At 53.7% G+C, this 20,665-nt stretch carries 12 protein-coding genes; 5 read left to right on the plus strand and 7 right to left on the minus strand.

The window, feature by feature from the left end:
* The first annotated feature begins 149 nt into the window (after nucleotides 1–149).
* On the plus strand, nucleotides 150–2,906 hold the full coding sequence (locus BAQU_RS01635) for a phosphoenolpyruvate carboxylase (protein WP_094692304.1): 2,757 nt from the start codon (nucleotides 150–152) through the stop codon (nucleotides 2,904–2,906).
* A gap of 197 nt (nucleotides 2,907–3,103) precedes the next feature.
* Here BAQU_RS01635 and BAQU_RS01640 read toward each other — a convergent pair whose 3' ends face one another.
* Entirely contained in the window at nucleotides 3,104–5,953 is a 2,850-nt protein-coding gene (locus BAQU_RS01640; RefSeq protein ID WP_094692357.1) for a heavy metal translocating P-type ATPase, read from the minus strand.
* A 280-nt stretch (nucleotides 5,954–6,233) separates the two neighbouring features.
* On the opposite strand from BAQU_RS01640, the gene BAQU_RS01645 reads away from it, so the two are divergent.
* A complete protein-coding gene (locus BAQU_RS01645) occupies nucleotides 6,234–6,503 on the plus strand; it encodes a metal-sensitive transcriptional regulator (RefSeq protein WP_415446290.1) in 270 nt (89 codons plus the stop codon).
* On the opposite strand, the gene BAQU_RS01650 is transcribed toward BAQU_RS01645, so the two are convergent.
* The 4 genes from BAQU_RS01650 to BAQU_RS01665 all read right to left on the minus strand — a co-directional run bounded on the left by BAQU_RS01650 (nucleotide 6,498) and on the right by BAQU_RS01665 (nucleotide 12,580).
* A complete protein-coding gene (locus tag BAQU_RS01650) occupies nucleotides 6,498–7,466 on the minus strand; it encodes a class C sortase (protein ID WP_158215606.1) in 969 nt (322 codons plus the stop codon). The genes BAQU_RS01645 and BAQU_RS01650 overlap by 6 nt on opposite strands.
* A gap of 228 nt (nucleotides 7,467–7,694) precedes the next feature.
* Nucleotides 7,695–9,122: a SpaH/EbpB family LPXTG-anchored major pilin gene (locus tag BAQU_RS01655; RefSeq protein WP_094692307.1), complete on the minus strand. Its 1,428-nt coding sequence runs from the start codon at nucleotides 9,120–9,122 to the stop codon at nucleotides 7,695–7,697.
* Between the two features lie 90 nt (nucleotides 9,123–9,212).
* Nucleotides 9,213–11,069: a SpaA isopeptide-forming pilin-related protein gene (locus tag BAQU_RS01660; protein ID WP_094692308.1), complete on the minus strand. Its 1,857-nt coding sequence runs from the start codon at nucleotides 11,067–11,069 to the stop codon at nucleotides 9,213–9,215.
* Nucleotides 11,066–12,580: a SpaH/EbpB family LPXTG-anchored major pilin gene (locus BAQU_RS01665; RefSeq protein ID WP_094692309.1), complete on the minus strand. Its 1,515-nt coding sequence runs from the start codon at nucleotides 12,578–12,580 to the stop codon at nucleotides 11,066–11,068. The genes BAQU_RS01660 and BAQU_RS01665 overlap by 4 nt, the downstream gene beginning before the upstream one ends.
* Nucleotides 12,581–12,784: 204 nt before the next feature.
* On the opposite strand from BAQU_RS01665, the gene BAQU_RS01670 reads away from it, so the two are divergent.
* Both BAQU_RS01670 and dcd read left to right on the plus strand, forming a co-directional pair.
* A complete protein-coding gene (locus tag BAQU_RS01670; RefSeq protein ID WP_094692310.1) occupies nucleotides 12,785–13,897 on the plus strand; it encodes a LacI family DNA-binding transcriptional regulator in 1,113 nt (370 codons plus the stop codon).
* A 101-nt stretch (nucleotides 13,898–13,998) separates the two neighbouring features.
* Nucleotides 13,999–14,580 carry a dCTP deaminase gene (gene dcd, locus BAQU_RS01675; protein WP_094692311.1) on the plus strand — a complete coding sequence of 194 codons (582 nt, stop codon included), beginning with the start codon at nucleotides 13,999–14,001 and terminating at the stop codon, nucleotides 14,578–14,580.
* Between the two features lie 28 nt (nucleotides 14,581–14,608).
* Here dcd and BAQU_RS01680 read toward each other — a convergent pair whose 3' ends face one another.
* Together BAQU_RS01680 and BAQU_RS01685 are read right to left on the minus strand one after the other, a co-directional pair.
* Nucleotides 14,609–15,847: an MFS transporter gene (locus tag BAQU_RS01680; RefSeq protein ID WP_094692312.1), complete on the minus strand. Its 1,239-nt coding sequence runs from the start codon at nucleotides 15,845–15,847 to the stop codon at nucleotides 14,609–14,611.
* 358 nt (nucleotides 15,848–16,205) lie between these two features.
* The gene (locus tag BAQU_RS01685; protein ID WP_094692313.1) at nucleotides 16,206–19,181 is read right to left on the minus strand and encodes a cation-translocating P-type ATPase; all 2,976 of its coding nucleotides are present in this window, start codon (nucleotides 19,179–19,181) and stop codon (nucleotides 16,206–16,208) included.
* Nucleotides 19,182–19,449: 268 nt separating this feature from the next.
* Here BAQU_RS01685 and rlmB point away from each other — a divergent pair, with 268 nt between their 5' ends.
* Nucleotides 19,450–20,424 carry a 23S rRNA (guanosine(2251)-2'-O)-methyltransferase RlmB gene (gene rlmB, locus BAQU_RS01690; protein WP_094692314.1) on the plus strand — a complete coding sequence of 325 codons (975 nt, stop codon included), beginning with the start codon at nucleotides 19,450–19,452 and terminating at the stop codon, nucleotides 20,422–20,424.
* Nucleotides 20,425–20,665: the final 241 nt, after the last annotated feature.

The raw sequence follows: 20,665 nt of genomic DNA on the forward strand, positions 1-20,665 counted from the left end.
TGACATGAAAATGTAACAAAAGGGCATACAATGTTCCCCGTAACTACCAAATGGATGGCTGTGGGCCTGCAACGTTTCGCATCACAATCGCAGAGGAGCTGCGAAGGACGAGATGACCGGGCAACCAAAAGTTTGGAATAGGAGGTCTGATGACAGATAACAATCAACAGATCACTGCTGCGGATGCTGCAATAGTGACATCCGGAACGGGCACCAGAGGCCCAGAAGAGCGTGATCTTCCCACAACACTCAAGCGCGATATGGACTTATGTCTGCGACTTCTTCGCGTTGTGCTTGGTGAATTCAGCCCTGAGCTGCTCGAGAAATTCGATGCCCTCAGGCAAGATGCAGTCGAAGCAAGCGCTGAACATTTCAGCGATGTGCTCGTTGACCCGCATCCCGATGAGGATGGACTTGCCAAGTCCGTATCCCTCATTGACGGTATGCCAATGCATGATTCCCAGCTCCTTGCTCGTGCCTTCACCACATATTTCCATCTCGCCAACCTGTGCGAAGAGAACTATCGTGTTGCAGCACTGCACCAACGTGAGATGAAAGTCAGCATCAATTCGGCCACCGATCCGGTGAACGAGATGACCGGTGCCTATCACCAGCTCATTGACGAAATGGGTCCGGCAAAGGCAGCAGATCTGCTCGACAAGCTTGAGTTCCATCCCGTCTTCACCGCACACCCGACTGAGGCCCGACGCAAGGCTGTGGAAGGCAAGATTCGCCGTATCGCGGATTTGCTTGAGCTCCGTCCAACGCTTGGCGGCTCTGATTTGGAAGAGAACGAACGTCGGCTCTGCAACGAAATCGACGCGTTGTTCCGCACGTCCCCAATCGCCTTGAAGAAGCCCACGCCCGTTGAAGAGGCCGACACGATTATCGACATCTTCGACAACACCTTGTTCGACACCATTCCCAAGGTCTATCGCCGTTTCGATGACTGGGTTCTCGGCAAGAAGGCCGGCACGGTTCCTCCCGTTTGCCCGGCATTCTTCCATCCTGGAAGCTGGATCGGTTCGGATCGCGATGGCAATCCAAACGTTACGGCGAAAATCAGCCGCCGCGTTGCCCGCAAATTCACCGACCACGTCATTTCCAAGCTTGAAGATGCAACGCGTACGGTTGGCCGCAACCTTACGGTTGAGACGGACACGACACCTTCGAGTCCTGAGCTGCTGAACCTGTGGAATCATCAGAAAGAGATGAGTGAGCGCCTTACTGAAAAGGCAGCTCTGATCTCTCGCCACGAAACGCATCGTGCAGTGATGCTGGTCATCGCGGATCGCCTTCATGAATCCATCAACCGTGATGCAGATTTGATGTATCACAGCTGTGATGACTTCATTGCCGATTTGAAGATTGTACAGAGATCGTTGGCACAGGCCGGCGCCGCACGTCATGCCTATGGTCCTTTGCAGGAGCTCATCTGGCAGGCACAGACCTTTGGCTTCCATCTTGTCGAGATGGAATTCCGTCAGCATTCCGTCGTTCATGCCCGTGCGCTCGAAGATATTCGCGAACACGGCCTCCATGGCGAACGCGGCGAACTTCAGCCCATGACCCACGAGGTGCTCGACACCTTCCGTGCACTTGGCTCGATTCAGAAACGCAATGGCATCAAGGCCGCTCGCCGATACATCATTTCGTTCACCAAGTCGGCTCAGCATGTCAAGGATGTATTCGAGCTGAATCGTCTCGCATTCGCCCATCCCGAAGATGTCCCAACGATCGATGTGATTCCTTTGTTCGAGCAGCTCGAAGATCTGCAGAACAGCGTGGATACGCTTGAGGAAATCATTAAGATTCCCGAGGTTCAGGCACGTCTGAAGGCCACTGGCAACAAGATGGAAGTCATGCTTGGTTACTCGGATTCTTCCAAGGACGCAGGCCCGACTTCTGCCACACTGGCTTTGCACTCCGCTCAGGAGCGCATTGCAAAGTGGGCAAAGAGGCACGACATTGATCTGACTCTGTTCCACGGCCGTGGCGGCGCAGTTGGACGTGGTGGCGGTCCTGCAAACCGAGCGGTTCTGGCTCAGCCTGTGGGTTCTGTCAACTGCCGTTTCAAACTCACTGAACAGGGTGAAGTCATCTTCGCGCGATACGGCAACCCGGTTCTCGCCATTCGCCATATCGAATCCGTTGCTGCGGCAACGCTGCTCCAGTCTGCTCCAAGCGTCGAGAAGCGCAATACGGAGATGACTGAGAAGTATGCGGATATGGCCGCTGCGTTGAATGATGCCTCACACGAACGTTTCCTTGACCTGCTGCATACACCTGACTTCACTCCTTGGTTCTCGATTGTGACACCGTTGAATGAGGTCGGCCTGCTGCCAATTGGTTCTCGTCCTGCAAAGCGAGGCCTAGGCGCAAAGTCATTGGATGATTTGCGAACTATTCCATGGGTATTCTCCTGGGCTCAGGCGCGAATCAATCTCGCTGCCTGGTACGGCCTAGGTACGGCCTGCGAGAAGCTCAATGATCTCGATACAATGCGCAAGGCATATGAGGAATGGCCGTTGTTCAGCACCTTCATCGACAACATCGAAATGTCGATTGCCAAGACGGATGAGCGTATCGCCAAGATGTATCTTGCCTTGGGAGATCGCGATGACTTGAGCAAGAAGGTATTGCACGAGATGGAGCTCACCCGCAAGTGGGTTCTGCTCATTGTTGGTGATCAATGGCCATTGCAGCATCGTCACGTGCTTGGCCAAGCAATCCGAATTCGCTCGCCATATGTTGATGCGCTTTCGATGACTCAGGTTCGTGCGCTCCGCACCCTTCGCCGTCGCAATGACAAGGAAGAGTTGAGCAAGAGCCAGCAGTCAGACTTCATCTACCTGATTCTCTGCACCGTTTCGGGTGTCGCTGCAGGTCTGCAGAACACCGGATGATGTGAAATCGGTCGCGTTCCGACCGAGATTATGAGTTTTGTGGCAATTGTAAGGTACTCAGGTTTGAAATCGTTGAAATTCGACCGAGGATAAGTCAAAAATACGGTTATACACTTTGCAATTGTCGCAAAACTCAAGAATTGCCCTCCAACTCGTTGAGTTGGAGGGCAATTTCTGCATTTCAGAGGCGTTTGCCATCACGCCTTGGTGTATTGATCGAGGTTGTTGTCAAATTCGGCAGCGCAATGATTGCTGCAGAAAGCGTATTGCTTGCCATCTATGGTTCGCGTTGCTGCCGCATCTCGAATATTGACATTCATTCCACATACTGGATCTTTTACTGTGGATTCTCCTGTTTGTGACATTGCACTGTCTCCTTTGCTACTTTCTTGAATTTCTGTTTCGTGGATTGTTGTTTCCTGAGCATTGTCCAAAGATGCTACGTGGTCTGTTGTCGCATGCACATCATCGGCCTTCCAAGAGAACGAACGCAGACGGTTTGCATTGATCACGACCGAAAGTGAAGAGAATGCCATCGCAGCGCCCGCAATCATCGGGTTCAACAGCAGACCGGTGAACGGGAACAGCACTCCTGCACCAATCGGAATGCCAAGCATGTTGTATCCAAACGCAAATCCAAGGTTCTCCCTGATGTTGCGCATCGTTGCCCGCGAAAGATCAATCGCAGTCACCACACCGGTCAGCTTGCCCGACATCAACGTTACATCAGAGGATTCGATGGCTATGTCCGTTCCCGTTCCGACTGCGATGCCGATATTCGCCTGTGCCAGAGCCGGCGCGTCATTGATGCCATCGCCAACCATACCAACAACCGCATTGTTGCGTTGCAATTCCCTAATCTTCGCTGCCTTGCCCTCTGGTGGGACCTCGGCAATGACATGCTCAATGCCGACCTGTTGCGCAATTGATTCGGCAGTGCCGCTTCCATCGCCGGTAATCATGTAGATATCGATGCCGCGCTTCTTCAATTCGCTGATTGCGCTCTTGGAATCACCCTTAACAGCGTCGGCAATCGCCATGACCGCCACCAGTGTTCCGTCTATTGCCGCGGCAACCGGGGTCTTGCCCTGCGCGGCTAAATTCCGTGACTGCCTGAACAAATCCACAGCTGCCTCATCTTCAACATTGACATGCTGATTCTTCAACATCGTCACATTCCCCACGACGACGCTATGCTCGTCGACTGTGGCAGCTACACCTTGCCCAGCCACAGCTTTGAAATGCTCTGCCTTCTTCAAGGGTGCCGATGACTGCTGAGCCTTGGAGACGATGGCCTGGGCCAATGGATGTTCGGAATTCTGCTCCACAGATGCGATCAACGCCAGTGCATCGTTATCGAGATTCTGCGGCAGAATATCGGTTACCGTGGGCTTCCCCGCGGTTATGGTTCCCGTTTTGTCAAGCACAAGAACCTTGAGACTGTGCAATGATTCCAACGCAACCGCTGAACGAATCAACACCCCTGCCTGCGCACCCTTGCCAGTTCCGATGGTGACCGACAACGGTGTGGCAATCCCGAGAGCGCATGGACACGCAATCACCAGAACCGAAACCGCTGCAACAAGACCATGCACCGCCTGCGGAACTGGCCCGAGGATCCACCAGACTACAAAAGTCCATATTGCAATGATCATTACAGCAGGTACGAAATACTTTGCAATGCGGTCTGCAAGTCGCTGAATTGGCGCCTTCGACGCTTGCGCACTGCGCACCAGGTCAACGATGTGCGACAGCACCGAGTCCTTGCCTACCTTGGTGGCCCTGTATCGAAGTGAGCCATTGGCATTTACCGTGGCACCGATGACATCATCGCCCTTGACCTTGTTGACCGGCATTGATTCACCGGTAATCATGGATTCGTCGACACTGCTCTCACCAGAAAGCACCGAACCATCCACTGGGAATTTCTCACCGGGACGTATGACGATAACATCGCCAGCCTGAACCTTTTCAACTGGAATCTCTTCGATATGTTCATCGGCAGAGCCGGAATCGAGCACGATACGAGCCGTCGATGGCCGAAGATTGATGAGTTTCCTGATGGCGTCTCCAGTACCTGCGCGCGCCTTGGCTTCAAGGAGCTGGCCAAGAATCATCAGGGTGATGATGGTTCCGACAGCCTCGAAATACGGCTCTCGCGAACCGGCAGGAACGATGGCGGGGTCTACCGTCACCACCACGCTGTAAATGAATGCGGTGCCGGTTCCTACGGCGACCAAGGAATTCATTTCTGCGCTGCGATGCGCCATGGCCAGCCACCCTGTGCGATGCACCGGCCAACCGGAATAGAACATGACCGGCAACGTCAACACAAGCTGAACCCATGGATTCATCAGGAACGAAGGAATCATATGACCGAGGAACGGGTGCAGCATTGCAGCGGAGAATACCGGCAGAGTGAAGACGATGCCAACGATCAGACGAACCCAAAGTTCATGAATTTCCTTGGTATGGCTATCATCACCCTGTGCTGCAGAACGAGTTGAATCGTTCGCGTCAATCCGTTCCGAGACATCTGCCCCACGCCAGGCATGTTCATCAGATGTCTTGTCGTGATTTGCATCCGTGCCTTGCCCACTCGTGGAGCGCGAAACGTCAACTTCCCCATGCTGAGGCACTGCAGCGCTCCCGGAGCTCTGGTCATTATCGATCTTTCCTTCGCCACGAACCTCGAGCATGCCATGCAACATGTTCATACCGCATGCAAACGGGTACTCTCCCACAGCAAGCGATGGAAGTTCCAAGGTCGTGGTCTGATATGCGGGCAAGGCCTGGTCTATGCCCAGATCGGAGAAGACGACATGCGAGGAGCACTCTCCCGCTTCCTTACGCTCGAATACCAACTTGATCGGCTTTCCAGAACGCACCGCTATATGTGCAGGCGTATAACCACCCTTAACCTCAATATGGGCAATCTGCACGCCTCCCTCGTCGGATGCCTCCTTGGCTTTCTTCGGTGCAAAGAAATAGAACGCCACAGCAGCCGTCAGCACCGCTGCAATAATCACCGCGATTGCAATTGTCATGTATGCCTCCGCCTCTTCCATCGTCATCTGTGCCGTCGAATTCCCATCGGCTCATGCTCTGAACGAATAACGTACATAATTATACCCCTAGGGGGTATACTTGCCATAGAAATGTTCTCTTGGCATATAACGCTCAGCACAGGCGGCGCAAACTAACGAGGACCAAGACCACAGGGGTATCGCAATGGACAAGACACGCGTCAGCAATGACAAGACATCGGGCGGCACCAGCCACGGGAATATTGAGCATGGCAGCGCATCCCATGCAAGTGTTGGCTACGTGAAGGAAAAGACCAGGGTAGTCGCACGGATGAAGCGCATTGAGGGGCAAGTTCGAGCCATCACTCGAATGATTGAAGACGAAACATACTGTATCGATGTGCTCACTCAGATTGCTGCAGCAGACAAAGCTCTGAAGGCCGTTGCCCTAGAGCTTTTGGACAGCCATCTCGATCATTGCGTAAGAAGTGCAATCAACCAGGGCGATGAGGATGCTGATGAGAAGGTTCACGAGGCAAGCGCCGCAATTGCGCGTCTCGTTCGTTCATGATCTCCTGTGGCGCGCGGGGGTCGAGATAGCGGGACCCGCGACAACCCAAACCGCCGCCGTGACTGCAGCGGCAAGCCAAACAGCCCACCAGGGGAATGGCACCACGACTTTATCCTCCGATGCATCGGATTCATGAGCTCCTGCATCCACCACCCTGGACGAGGCAACCCTGACTCCACGGACCAGCAAACGATGCGAATTCACACCCGTTGGCGTGCAAGTAACCAAGGTGACATAGTCTTTGCCCTTCACCTTCTGCAGACTTGACATGTCATTGGGCAAGACAACCTTTATCTGATCCACCTTATAGCTCAGCGTCTCGCCTTCGACGTGAATCTGAAACGTATCTCCCAAGACGAGCTTGTGGACGTTCGAGAAGAGCTGCGAGAGTGCATACCCATTGTGACCGGTGAGCACCGCATGCGTTCCTTCGCCGCCGACGGGCAGTGACGTTCCATAGAGATGTCCTATTCCACGTGCCAGTGTCTCTTCTGTCGTGCCATGATAGATCGGTAGATCAAGGCCAATTTTCGCGATCACGATTGTTGCCATCACACCATCACCGGCAGGATCGAGCAGACTGTTGTATTTCTCGCTCGCAGCAGCAGTGCTTGGCTGCGCCTGTGAACCATTCCCTTGGGAATTGCCGTCCGCAGTGCCGGCAAATGGATCGAGCACCGTATTGGGCCCCAACGAATCATTGTAGATCGTGGCCTGTTGCAGTGCCTGAGCCTGTTCTACCTGGTTTTTTGATCGAACAGCACTCTGATACACCTGAAGCGTCTGTGCATGCCCGATGGCCGAAATCCAATCAGCACCTGAAGGATAAAGCGCAATTGCGGCTCCAACGCATATCAAGATGGCGAGCGTAATGTTCCAGAGTCTGCTCTGCATCACCCGCACAAGGAGTGGCAGTCTGGCTGCTCGTTCAGCCTCAATGATTTCCGGGAATTGAAGAGCCATGTCCTTCTTCTCCATTCCGGGCATCAGAGATAGCGATCGACTATCGTTTCGGAATGCCCAAGAAGTGCAAATGTGACGCACAAGCATAAGCGGCGAATCGAGAAGAGTAGCGTTAACTTCTCGATTCGCCTTTTCAGGTCATTGCACTGAGTTTGGGAATCTCAGCGCAATGAAGATCAGCCGGCTCCGACTTCTGCTTGGAAATAGCGTTGCTCAGAACGCCCGAGTTTAACGAAGCGATGAAGCCTGTGCGACTTTTCTACGAGAACGAATCGTCAGAGCAGTCGCAGCACCGACCAGGGTGAGACCCGTAATCGTGAAGATGACGGTTCCGGTTCCGCCGCTCAAAGGCAATTTAACAGGCGGCTTCTGCTTGTTGGCAATCTTTACAACCTTCGCGCTGCTCTTCCCTCCCGCTACGATCGTCACTGCAATCGGATCAGTGCTGAGCTCATAGCCAGCAGGTGCGGCGGTCTCAACGAGCGTGTAATTGCCGACCTTGAGAGCAATCGGTCCCGCATTCCCATCTGCATCGGTGGTAAGCGCGGTCACAACATCACCCGCAGCGTTCTTCACGTCGAATTTCGCACCAGCAAGGGATTTCTCACTCTTGCCTTCGGCATACTTTTCAAGGGTCAGCCATCCCCAATCACTGTGAGGCTTGTTTGAAGGGATATTCTTGCCGTCATTGACGTTGGCGAATGCCTGGTTGTAAATAATGCCGTCTGCATCTGCAGCAAGCGATGAGTTCACTGTTGTAGACAGCGTGAAGGTGACATCAGTGCCTTGCGTCAGCTTGGCTCGGCCAACGGGAGTGAAGGTTACGGTCACTTTCTGGCCAGCCTGAACGACCGTATAGTCCGTTCCCTGCACAAAGGTCGTGGCTCCTTGCGTGACAACCACTCCTGAATAGGTCAATGCATCATCCAAAGTGTCATAGACCTCAACCGTATCGAAGCTCTTGCCCGAAGGCAGGTATGGCAGACTGAGCTTGATAGGCCACGCAATGGTGTCGCCGACCTTATAGGCGTTGGCATCGTTGACATCCTTGCTGAGCGCCGTTATCGAGTTCTTCGGATACACATGAATGTTGTAATTCCAAGAACCGTCCGAGTCAGGAAGCGGAACAGTCACTACGAATGGTTGAGAGCTGACAATATTGCTTCCGTCTGGAATCGTTTCAACAAACACATACGCTCCAAGGCTCAGCGAAGGTGAGACGGCGAGACCGCTCGAGTTGGTCGCCGGCAAAGCTGTTCCGGTCCCCAATGTATAGCTTGCAGCACCGGCCGTGAGAGTCTTCGCCGTTGTATCGACGGTAAACGAGCCTGGTGCCAAGGTCGCTGCAGCATCCCACCCTGCATTGGTCATCAGATCAATATTGGTAATCTGATACGCAGTGAACACGACGTTTGCGAGTGGCTGTGCACCTGCCGGGACTTGGCTCGCGTCCTCGTGGCCCGAAGCTGCAGAGCCTTTGTTGACGGATTCGCTGTATTTGTGAATCGTCACCGTTCCCTTGGTATTTGGATTCAGGTTGCCCGTATTGGCCTCCGTAGCATTGGCCGTTGAAACGAATCCAAAAGCTCCTACTGCGGTGCAGACCAGCGAGACCGCTAGCGCTTTGATAACGCTTGGCTGTGAATGGTGTTTCATAATCTCCCCTTGTTCAATCAGATACTCCCCAACGCGCCGAGGGCGTTGTTGCAGACATCGGCGCGCACAACAGTTACATTGAAGGATTGGCTACCTTGCAATCGTCATTCTTTTGGTAAACAGCACTGCTCCGAAACCGCCAATCAATACCAGCAGCCCAACGACGAGATACATTTGCGTACCTTCGCCACCCGTATTGGGAAGCACGACTCCTGGCTTCTGAGGATCGGAAACATTGATGGTAAAGATCTTCCCGGTCTGGTCCTTCACAACCGCAACCTGGGTAGAACTTCCGGTGAGTGAAATCGAACCGTCAGCTCCAACCTTGAACTGAACCGGACTTGCCAACCCGTTGTATCCAGCAGGGCTATTGGATTCCTTCAACCAATAGGTACCTTCCGGTATGTTGCCGACCGAGAATTTCCCTGTCTGCCCACTTACCGCTGCCGGATTGTAGGCGGGAAGCACTGCTCCCGGCTGATTGCCCGAATCTGCCAGAATCTGGAAGGCAGCTCCGTCAAGAGCCGTCTGTGTGCCCGTCGTCGCTGCGTTGGGGCCATACTTCTGCAGGAAGAAATTCCAGAGCTTCTGCACAGCCGTGTTGGTGAAGGTACACGATATTGCAGCGATGGTACCGGTTGGAATCGTAATCGTATATTTGGTCGAACTCCCTGAAACAGGGGTCACCGTGACGGCTGCATTGCCATTGTTCGTGTCAATGCAGCTCAGCGTCGAGACGTACTTCGAAATATCTGCAGCCGGGGTTCCGGCTCCAACTTCTTCGAGCACATACGTCGAACCCGGAGAGACCACAATCGGCCCTGCAACCTCACTTTGAATGCCGCTTGCAGTACCTGTTGTCGTCGCCGTGGCACTCGCGGTGGAACTGCCAGCGGGAGTGATGCTGAGCTGGAACTGATCCGTAGCGTTGTATCGGCTGACGACGTTCTTCTTCAAGGACTGAATCGTAGGAGGTGTCTGGCACGATGCCAGATCCACACCAGCGATATTGCGGCCTTGAGAAGTGACCGGAGTCATGGATGTTGCGGCACCGCTGCTTTGTGGATCGGCCATGCCAATCTCGGTGACCGTTGCACCCTGAACAGTGATCTGCCCCTGGACGTACACCTTGCCATCGTTACTCAGAGCCATGCCGTTATATACGATTCCTGATGCATCAATGGACACAGGGGCTGAGCGTGGAATCGAGGAAGCGTTCGAAGCTGCCAACACAGCAGCGGTTACGCTGACGATCATATTGGTATTGCCGCCGCCCGTGCTCAGCAACAGGTACATGTCACCATTCTGGTCGAATGACAAGTCACCGTTCCTTGTTCCCGAAGGTACTGTGGGCATGACGATATAGCCAACAAAGGAAGTCTCGAGAGTGTCAGGATTTGCCTTCCACAGCAGGAAAACCGTTTGGGAATTCAGTTGCGAATATCCGCCAAAATAGTAGTAGCCGGTGGGATCCTTGGGATTGACGCCTCCTGCGATGAGACTCGAGGTCTCAAAGGAAAACTGCGATGGAATTGACAGCGGATTCAAGACTTTCGTCGTTATCGCATTCGTTGAAGCGCTCCATTTGTTCAGTGTCACATTATCGCCCTGATTGGCTCTAGTGAATGAAAAAACAGTGCTTCCGTTTGAACCGATCGCCAAGCCATTGACGCTGGTATTGCTCGTATCAGGGAAAGTAATGCCTACGGTTGCAAGTGCGGAATTAATCCCATTCCCGCTCGCAGTCGCCTTATACACAACCCCGGAGTCATCTACCGAATAGAAATCGCCAGTGGCACACGAGAGCGCGCTTACAGCGGCCTGAGCATGCTGTGGATTGAACAGACTGATTGTTCCGGCACTTGCAAAGACGGCCAACCCTGCAAGGAATGCACACGCAACTCGCACGCAACCTTTCAGAGTGAGTACATGCTGTGGTGTCTTCATCGCTCTTCACCTCCCAGATAGGCGCTGGATGAGAATTTTCTTCTCAACAGTGCCGTTCCCAACACACCGCTCACTGCAAGCAGCACCACGAATGCAGCAATGCCTGAACCCGTTCTGGCCAATGGCCCGCTATACCAGCCGCCTGTACCCCAAGCAGTCGTCGGTGGGTTGGTGACTCTCTCTGCGGTGTTCGATATGGTGTAATCCACTGACGTATCGAAGGAATTGACAGTCACCATATGGGTATCACCTGAGACAACAAAGCCATCTGGAGCCGTGACTTCGCGAATCCAATAGTTGCCATAGGCAAGACCACTGATGGTCAGCAACCCTTGACTGTCGGATTCCCAGACCGACTTGCCATTGATGGAAAGAGGATGCTTCAACGTCTGTGCATCGGCAAGCGATGGGAAAATCTGAAAGCGTGCACCCGTGAGCGTGCGCTGATCACTTGCGGCGACCTTTTTGATTGTGACATTGCCGAATACCGCTTCTGGCTTGTTTGAGACGATCGTTGTCGAAGAGTTCGGGAATAGCGTCGCAACATTGGGAATCATTCCATCAGTTCCCAGATCCGTGACCTTGGTGGTAAGCACTGTCCGAACCGAGCTCTTGGCATCAGCCGCTATAGCCTCGAAGAGCTTGTATCGGCCAAGTTCAGTGAATTCGATAGTCACTGTATTGCCTTCGCCACCCGCACCAGGCACGGATGTGACCGTGTAATCGTCAGGTGAGCTGATGGTGACTCCCGAAGATCCGGTTATTGCCACCGCACTTGACACCAATGCGAGCCGAGCATCCAAGGTGTCAACGATGCGATATATATCTGTCGATTTTCCGCCTGGAATCGAAGATTCGATCGTCCAGATAACTGGATCATCGCTTGTCGTGCCCTGTTCGACCTGCTTGGTGATTGAGGAGACGACATTCTTCGGATACAGATGGATGTTGTACAGCCATGATCCATCATTGTCAGAGCCAGGAAGCGGAACCGTCACCACAAGCGGTTGTGACGGGGTCACATTCGCAGGAGCCGATGTTTCCTGAATCAGATAGACGCCCAGATCCAAGTCGGTGAAACTTGCCATGCCGGAAGCGTCGGTGGTCTCGCTCTGCGCGGCAACATCCTTGGTGGCTTCAATTGCATGGTTCACAGCATCATCACCGCTGTAGGTGGACGTAACGGCATTCCAACCACTCTCGGTAGTCAGATCAACGCCAGGCACTTTCTTGATGGAAAAAGTGACATCAGGGATTGCCGTCAGATCTGCGAGCTGGTCAGCTCCCAGTTGCGAACCATCATTCGGCAAATCCGTATTGATGTTTGGTTGTGCGTATTTATGAACTGTCACAGATCCTCGTTGGCTTGGATCTATGTTGCCTGAAGAATTGTCAGCGTGTGCCGCAAATGGACTTATCGTGCAGGAAAGCATTGCCAGCACAACTATGCAAAAACTAAGTATTACTCGGTGAATACTTGTTATTTTTGCTGAGAAAATACGATACTTCATCTATCCCCCTCTCAACACATAAAGTCAGGGCCCCCACCCTGACACAGACGCCACTCTGCGCCAGTATCATAGGCAGGGGTTTCAGTTGAAAATAGGCTAGAATAGAACGTAAACGATTGCGGGTTCGGCGTAAACGATTGCGTAATAATCGAAGCCATGAGAAATTGCACGTAGGGGAGAATTTCGGCTGAAAAGAGAGTCGTCATGGGGATTCATCAGACCACCATTCAAGATCTAGCAAAGATTTGCCATGTCAGCACGGCCACTGTTTCACGAGCACTGAATCATAAAGCTGGTGTCAGCAGTTCCTTGCGCAAAGAGATCATCGCCACCGCGAAGGAGTATTCCTATCTTCCCGACAGCAACGCCCGAGCCATGCGCATGGGCTCTTCCTCCACGAATGTGTGTCTGGTGGTGCGGACCGGTCAGGATGTTGCGCATCTGCTGACCATGCAGGATTTTGAAATGTTTCAACAAACCTTGGGCATGCGCCTCTCGACCTTGTATGTTCCCTACGATGCCGATGTCATCGATGCCATGGTCGCTGAGGAGAATCGCAACACAGTGTCGCTGTTCATTATTATCGGCTGGACCCTCATCTCGGATTCACGACGCTTTTCGCAGGTCAAGCAGCCAATTCTGTTTGTCTCTTCAGACGATGCACCAGACAATTACGCGGCTGTTGTCAGCGATGAGCGCTTTGGATCACAGCAGGCGGCCAATGCTCTGCTTGATGCAGGCCATCGCAGAATGCTCATCCTGACTGAAGAGAATTCAGGCGGAATGCCCTATTTCAAGGACCGCATCAGCGGGGTCAAGGACGCGTTTGCTCATCACCATCTCCCATTCGGGAGCGCGACCGTTTTTTCGATACCGATTGATTATCGACGATACAAAACCTCAGCTGAAAGCTTCGTTGCACGTACCATCATTCCCTACCTTCGGCAGTCTGGAAACGGTTCCCCAACGGCGGTAGCGGTAATGAGCGATTTTCTCGCCGCGGCGCTCATACACGTGCTCTACGAGAACGACTTTCAAGTTCCCGAGCAGCTTTCCATTGCCAGTTTTGGCGGCTGGGACATCACGAATTATTTTCCGCAGCCAATCACGTCATGGGTGCAGCCGATACCGGATCTATTGCGGACAACGCTCAATGCAATCCCTCTGCTGCTTGAGCATAAGGACTTTAGCGGAACCATCGCTCTTGGCAGCATGCATCCGAATGGCGAACGAGGCCGAGCCGAAGCCATCTCCTCTCGGCGCTTCGTCGTCTCGGGTTTCCTAAGACAGGGCAGAACCATCCGCGTGCTCCCCTAGCAGCGGCAATCACGGGGGTTCCCAGCATCACAACAAGACATCAATGCGCATGACCTTCCCATGTAGGCGCTAAACTTGGGTACTGACCTTAAGGAGAATACATGCTATTAAGCGATCGTGACATCAAGGCTGCCTATCGGGAAAAGCGCATTTCGTTGGATCCCTGGACCCCTGAGATGGTTCAGCCCGCAAGTGTCGACGTGCGTTTGGATCGCTTCTTCCGCGTGTTCAACAATCACGAATACACCTATGTAGATCCTTCGGAAGATCAGGGCCAGCTCACGGAGCAGTTTGAAGTTCGTAATGGTGATCCATGGATTCTCCACCCTGGAGAGTTCGTCTTGGGATCGACATGGGAATATATCAAACTGGATGCGAGCATTGCTGCGCGGCTTGAGGGCAAGAGTTCTCTCGGGCGTCTCGGCATTCTCACCCATTCAACCGCAGGCTTTGTGGATCCAGGGTTTGAGGGACACATTACTCTAGAGCTTTCGAATGTCAGCACACTGCCCGTCAAGCTGTGGCCAGGCATGAAGATTGGGCAGATGTGCTTCTTCAGCCTGTCTTCTCCTGCTGAGAATCCTTATGGATCACAAGGAGCCGGCTCGCATTACCAGGGGCAACGCGGACCGACTCCCTCTCGCTCATTCGTCAACTTCTATAGGGCGGACGTCTCGAAGTAACTCAGCGATTGTCTGTGCGGCAATCGCCCTATGCCTCGATTTCCTTGCCGTCCCTGGTCTGCAGAAGCCTGTAGAAGATCGAGACGCCAAGCACGTACAGGGCACCGATGGCAATCATCGAAATACTCCCGATCTGACCAAAGTGATCCGCCAAGGTACCCATGATTGGCGGGAAGATCGCGCCTCCAAGCAGGCCCATCATCATCAGTCCGGAAATTTCGTTCTGATGCTTTGGCATCTTCAGCAATGCATGTGAAAGGAAGAGGGAGAAAACATTGGAATTGCCGAACCCAATCAATGCAGTCGCAAGATAGAAGAGCCACTGCGGAGGGTTCACGGCAATCATGGCGAATATCGCATAGCAGATTGCCGAGCTGAGCATGATCACTCCGCAGCAGCGCAACGCGAACTTGTTGCTCAGGCGATGAAGAATGAGTCCACCCGTCAGGCACCCAATGGTACGGAATGCGAAGTAGACGGATGTTGCCCCACCCGCGACTTCCAAGGTTACATCGGTATGTTCCATAAGAATTCTTGGTGCCTGTGCATTGACTCCCACATCAATGCCAACATGGCAAATAATTCCCAGGAAGCAGAGTAGAACGATGCGCTTGCCCAAGAGCTTGAAGCAGCTCAGGATCGTCGCCTTTCCGGCATCTGGTAACGGTTCCTCAACCTTGTCGAAGGCCAAGGCCACGCCAATGACAACGCCAACTACGAGATAGACGGCATAGAGAATCCACCAGGCGTTGAATGCCGCAGCACCCCAACCCGCAATGATTGGTGCAAAGAATGATGCAATCGCCTTTACAAACTGGCCAGTCGTCAGCGTTGATGCAAGTCTATCGCCCCCAACGAAGACCGTAAGCAGTGGGTTCAGCGAGACCTGCATTAGGGCGTTGCCAATGCCGAGCAGCGAGAACGACACGATCATCATGACATAACGAGAGGTGCCGCTCATGGCGATATATGCGATGACCGGCAGCAGCATGGCCAGGCTCGTCACCACGATAGACAGCAGCACCGTGCGACGACGCCCAATCTTGTTCATCAACACGCTTGTCGGCACGGAGAAGATCAAGAACCAGAAGAACACCATGGAGGTGAAGAGATTCGTCTGTGAATTTGAAAGGTGGAACTCTGGTTTGATGTAATTGGTTGCTGTTCCAACCAGATCAACGAAACCCATGACAAAGAATGATGCCATGACTGGAATCAGAAACTTGATGTCCGCCTTGCCGCGATTATTCACGCTTACGGTGCTCATTGCTCTCCCCATTATGTGTGGTCTGCAGTCACTGCCCCTCGCGAAATCAGTGATGGAAACTCAGCCACAGCCATAGAGAATGGGATGCCGCGCCGTAGACCGCACAGTATCGTTCACAAGGTGCGCCAAATCGCAGCTACCATTATTTACTAAGTTAATATAATAACATAGTTAATTGGCATTCTTGAATTGTTGCCCTTGCTCATTGTCCATTCATCGCTGCACGATCCTGAGCATGCAAAAGCGGTGGCCGACCGCAATAATCTTGGCCAGCCACCGCTTAAAGTTACCCATGCCTTCATTGTTTTCACGCCCTGGCACACTTCAGGCACGACTCAGCGGCCTGGCGGTTCTCCAATCAACGTTTCATTGCGCGCAGCACGAACTTCCTCAGCTCAGAGGCAACCAGCACGAAGGCCGCGAGCGCTATGCACTCGATCCACGCCATAGGATTCAATGCTGTGGTTCCAAAAGCGGTGTTCAGGAACGGCACATAAATCACCAGCAACTGCAGAGCGATAGACAGTCCGATCGCACCCCACAGCCACTTGTTCGTGAAGAGACCTATGAAGGCCGACTGGCGGGCCGACCGCGAGGCGATGGCATTGAACAGCTGAGCAAATACCAGAATGGTGAAGCCCATCGTCCGCGCCTCCACCATTTGGGCATCATGACCCATCGCTTCAACGGAACGGTCAGTGAACAATCCGCCGCTGAGATGCATGTCCATGCCAATCAGGGTCACCGCAGCCATGATGATGCCGATGAATATGATATCGCCCCACATCTTGCCGTCGATCACGCGATCATAAAGTCCACGAGGCGCACGTCCCATCACATCGTCCGTCTGTGGATCAACGCCCATCGCGAGTGCCGGAGCCGCATCGGTAAGCAGATTGATCCAGAGAAGCTGCGTGGCGAGCAGAGGAACGGTGACACCCTCCACCCCAGGCTGCGTGATGCCAAGGAATCCAGCGAAGATGACACCACCGAACACGGTGAGTACCTCGCCGACATTGGAGCTGAGCAAATACCGTAGGAACTTGCGAATGTTGTCGAATATCACTCGCCCTTCACGAACGGCGGCAACGATCGTCGAGAAGTTGTCATCCGCAAGAATCATCTTCGCGGATTCCTTGGTGACCTCGGTTCCGGTGATGCCCATGGCAACACCGATATCCGAAGTCTTGACAGCGGGCGCATCGTTCACCCCATCACCAGTCATTGCAACGATGTTACGCTGACGCTGCAAGGATGACACGATCTTGAGCTTGTGCTCGGGAGCCACGCGCGCATACACGGAGACATCGCTCGTGGTCGCGTCGAAATCCTTCTCCGACAGGGAGTCAAGGTCATCGCCCGTCTTGGCTTGCTCACCTGGGCGAATTATGCCCAGATCGCTTGCGATGCGTGCCGCGGTAAGAGGGTGGTCGCCGGTTATCATGACCGTTCGGATGCCAGCCCTGTGCGCCTCTGCCACCGCCGAGCGAACCTCTGTACGCGGTGGATCGATTATGCCGACCATGCCTGTCCAGATGAAGTCCTTTTCGATTGCCTCGTCCTGTTCCGAAATATCGCTCACCTGTCCGGCAGCGTTGGAGATGACTCCAGGAACCTCGGAAAGTGCTGCCGTGCCAAGTGGACGGTATGCCTGCCCGAGGGTTCGGTATGCCTGCCCTGACAATCTCTCAACGGTTGCAAGAATCGTCTGACGGTCACCTTCGGTGAGTCTGCGGACTTGTCCGTTCACTCTGATTCGTGTGCAGTACTGCAGGAGCACGTCAGGGGCCCCCTTGGCAAAGACGCTGAGCTTGTTGCCATCGCCCTTGTCTTCCGCTATTATCGACATCCGCTTTCGTTCCGATGTGAACGGAATTTCTGCGATTCTATTCATGCTGTTGAGCTGCTTATCCGCATGAACCTTGCGTGCGGCAACTACCAAGGACACTTCCGTCGGGTCGCCTACGATCTTCCATTCGTTGGAATTGTCGTCCTTGCGTACATCGCCGTCATTGGCTATCGCGCCTATTGCAAGCGTACTGAGCGTTTCGACGCGTTCAGGCGCATCGAGGGAAAGATCGGAACCACCAGTGCCCACCATCTGACCGATGGGTGCATAGCCAGTGCCGGTCAGCTCGACTTCGCCGCTGGGAGTGACGATCTTTTCAACAGTCATCTCGTTGCGCGTCAGCGTTCCGGTCTTATCGGAGCAGATAATCGATGCGGAGCCGAGAGTCTCGACTGAACTGAGCTTCTTCACGATGGCATGATGCTGTGCCATGCGCTGAACGCCGAGCGCGAGCACAACGGTAAGAATGGCCGCGAGTCCTTCCGGCACCGCCGCGACAGCGAGAGAGACTGCCAGCAGCAGGGAATCAATGACATCCTGTGTGCTGTGGAATCCTGAGATGGTCGCAAGTGCCACGAGCACAAGCACTGCGATGATGCATACCGCAATGCCGAGGATCTTCGAGACGTGGGCCATCTCCTTCTGCAGTGGCGTGGTTTCATCCTCGGTCTGGGAAAGCATGTCGGCGATCTTGCCGACCTGTGTGTTCATGCCCGTGCCGGTGATGATCGCCCTGCCCGTTCCCTGAGTCACGGCTGTGCCATTGAAGACCATGTTGGTGCGATCTCCGAGAGCCTTGGCAGATGCAAGCGTTTCGGGCTTTTTGCTGACAGGAACCGACTCACCGGTCAGTGAGGCCTCTGCGATACGAAGACTGGCAGCGCTGAGCAAACGTCCGTCTGCCGAAACTGTGTCACCCTCACCGAGAACCATAATGTCGCCCGGCACGAGTTCGGCTGTGTTGATATGTGAGACGCGGCCATCACGCAGCACCGATGTCTGCGGCGCGGTCATCTTCGCAAGCGCATCGACCGCCTTTTCCGCCTTGGCCTCCTGCAAATATCCAAGCACCGCATTCAGCACAAGGATAAGCACGATGACCATGGCATCGAACGGGAGCACCTCGCTACCCTCGCCGCCGTGCGATGCCTGCGATCGTTCGATGAACCATGCGACCACCGAGATTCCTGTGGCCACGAACAGCAGGTAGACCAGAGGATCCCTGAACTGCTCAAGGAATTTCTTCCACTTCGGTACGGGTGGAGCGGATTCGAGCTCATTGCGGCCGAATCGCTCAAGGCGGCGCTCCGCCTCCTGAGAGCTCAACCCTGTAGATGCATCCACATGCATCGCCCGTAATACATTCCGTGCATCAAGCTGCGAAGGATCCTGGTCCTGAATGTCTGCCTGAATGTCGGAAGCTGGGCTGTTGCCCGCTACCTGTGGCACGGATACTTCGATATGTTCACTGGTAGGTCCAGTCATTCTCGAACTCCTAGATCAGCCGCGGAGTGTTCAGTCATCGGGCTTCATAACGCATATCCCCATGATGCTTCGAGCAACACACGATAGCGAGAGCCATGACTGCGCGGTTGTTTTCCGGTGCGTTTGCACCGGTGTGACACGTTTATTATGTCATATGGCTTTGTTAAATGACGCAATTCACACGCAATGTTTTGATGTCAGCGAAGAATCCTGGGATTTGTACCGGAATTAATAGGCGATGACAAGAGCAACAGGTAGGTTTGACTGCATGGCTATTAAGAAAGGTCCGACCAAGGGTTCGGGCGGGAAGCATCGCAGCAAACTGCGCGGAAAAGGTCCCACCCCGAAGGCAGAGGACCGTACATATCACAAGGCATACAGGGAGAAGAAGGCATCCGAGCGCCGTCGCGCTTCCGATCCTAGACTTGCTGCGCGCCGTCGCGTGGCTCGTTACACTTCGGATTCAGACGATCTCGTATTTGGCCGCAACTCAGTTCTTGAGGCATTGCGCGTTGGTGTTCCATCGACTCAGCTCTATATCGCGAGTCGACTCGAGCACGACGATCGTACACGCGAGATCGTGCGCCTTGCCGGCCTGGCTGGATTGAATCTGCTTGAGGCTGACCATTATGAGATGGATCGCATCGCACACTCCAGCAACCATCAGGGTGTTGTTCTCAAGGTTCAACCATATGAATACTCTTCCTTGCAGAATCTCGTTGAACATGCCGAGAAGAAGTCTCGGGCCATGGATGGAGCATCCGAAAAGGCTAAAATCCAGGCTAAGCCACTGTTCATTGCCCTTGACAATGTTACCGATCCGCAGAATCTTGGAGCGGTGATCCGTTCCGCAGCTGCCTTCGGAGCTTCAGGCGTCATCATTCCAGAACGCAGAAGCGCTTCAGTTACGGCTGCTGCCTGGAAGGTCTCTGCCGGAGCCGCAGCGCACATGCCCGTTGCACGCGTCGTGAATATGACCCGCGCGCTCGAAGGCTTGAAAGAACGTGGCTATTACACAGTCGGTCTCGATGGAGGTGGAACTTCGGTAGTTGGTGAAACTGGTTTCGAACGTGATTCTCTGGTCGTTGTCCTCGGTTCCGAAGGCGAGGGCCTGAGCAGACTGGTGCGCCAGACATGCGATGTCATAGCAGGAATACCCATCAGTTCGATGGTCGAGTCTCTCAACGCATCGGTTGCCGCAGGAATCAGCCTGTATGCGGTTGCAAAGGCACGAACCGAGTAACTGTTAGGCAAGATTCCCGAGTTTTGTGGCAATTCTCAAGTTCCAACTGTTCCTGACCGTTGTCCTCTTTCGTCATCTCGAGCGGAGCGTAGCGGAGTCGAGAGATCTCAATCCCGCTGGAATCCACAGCGGAGATCTCTCGACTCCGGCTTCGCCTCCGCTCGAGATGACCGGAAAATGTCGATTCTTGGCTTTTCTCCGTTGAATTTTCAACGGAGAATGCCATTCATACTTGAGAATT

The organism is Bifidobacterium aquikefiri (assembly GCF_002259795.1).
In the GTDB taxonomy this organism is placed as follows: domain Bacteria; phylum Actinomycetota; class Actinomycetes; order Actinomycetales; family Bifidobacteriaceae; genus Bombiscardovia; species Bombiscardovia aquikefiri.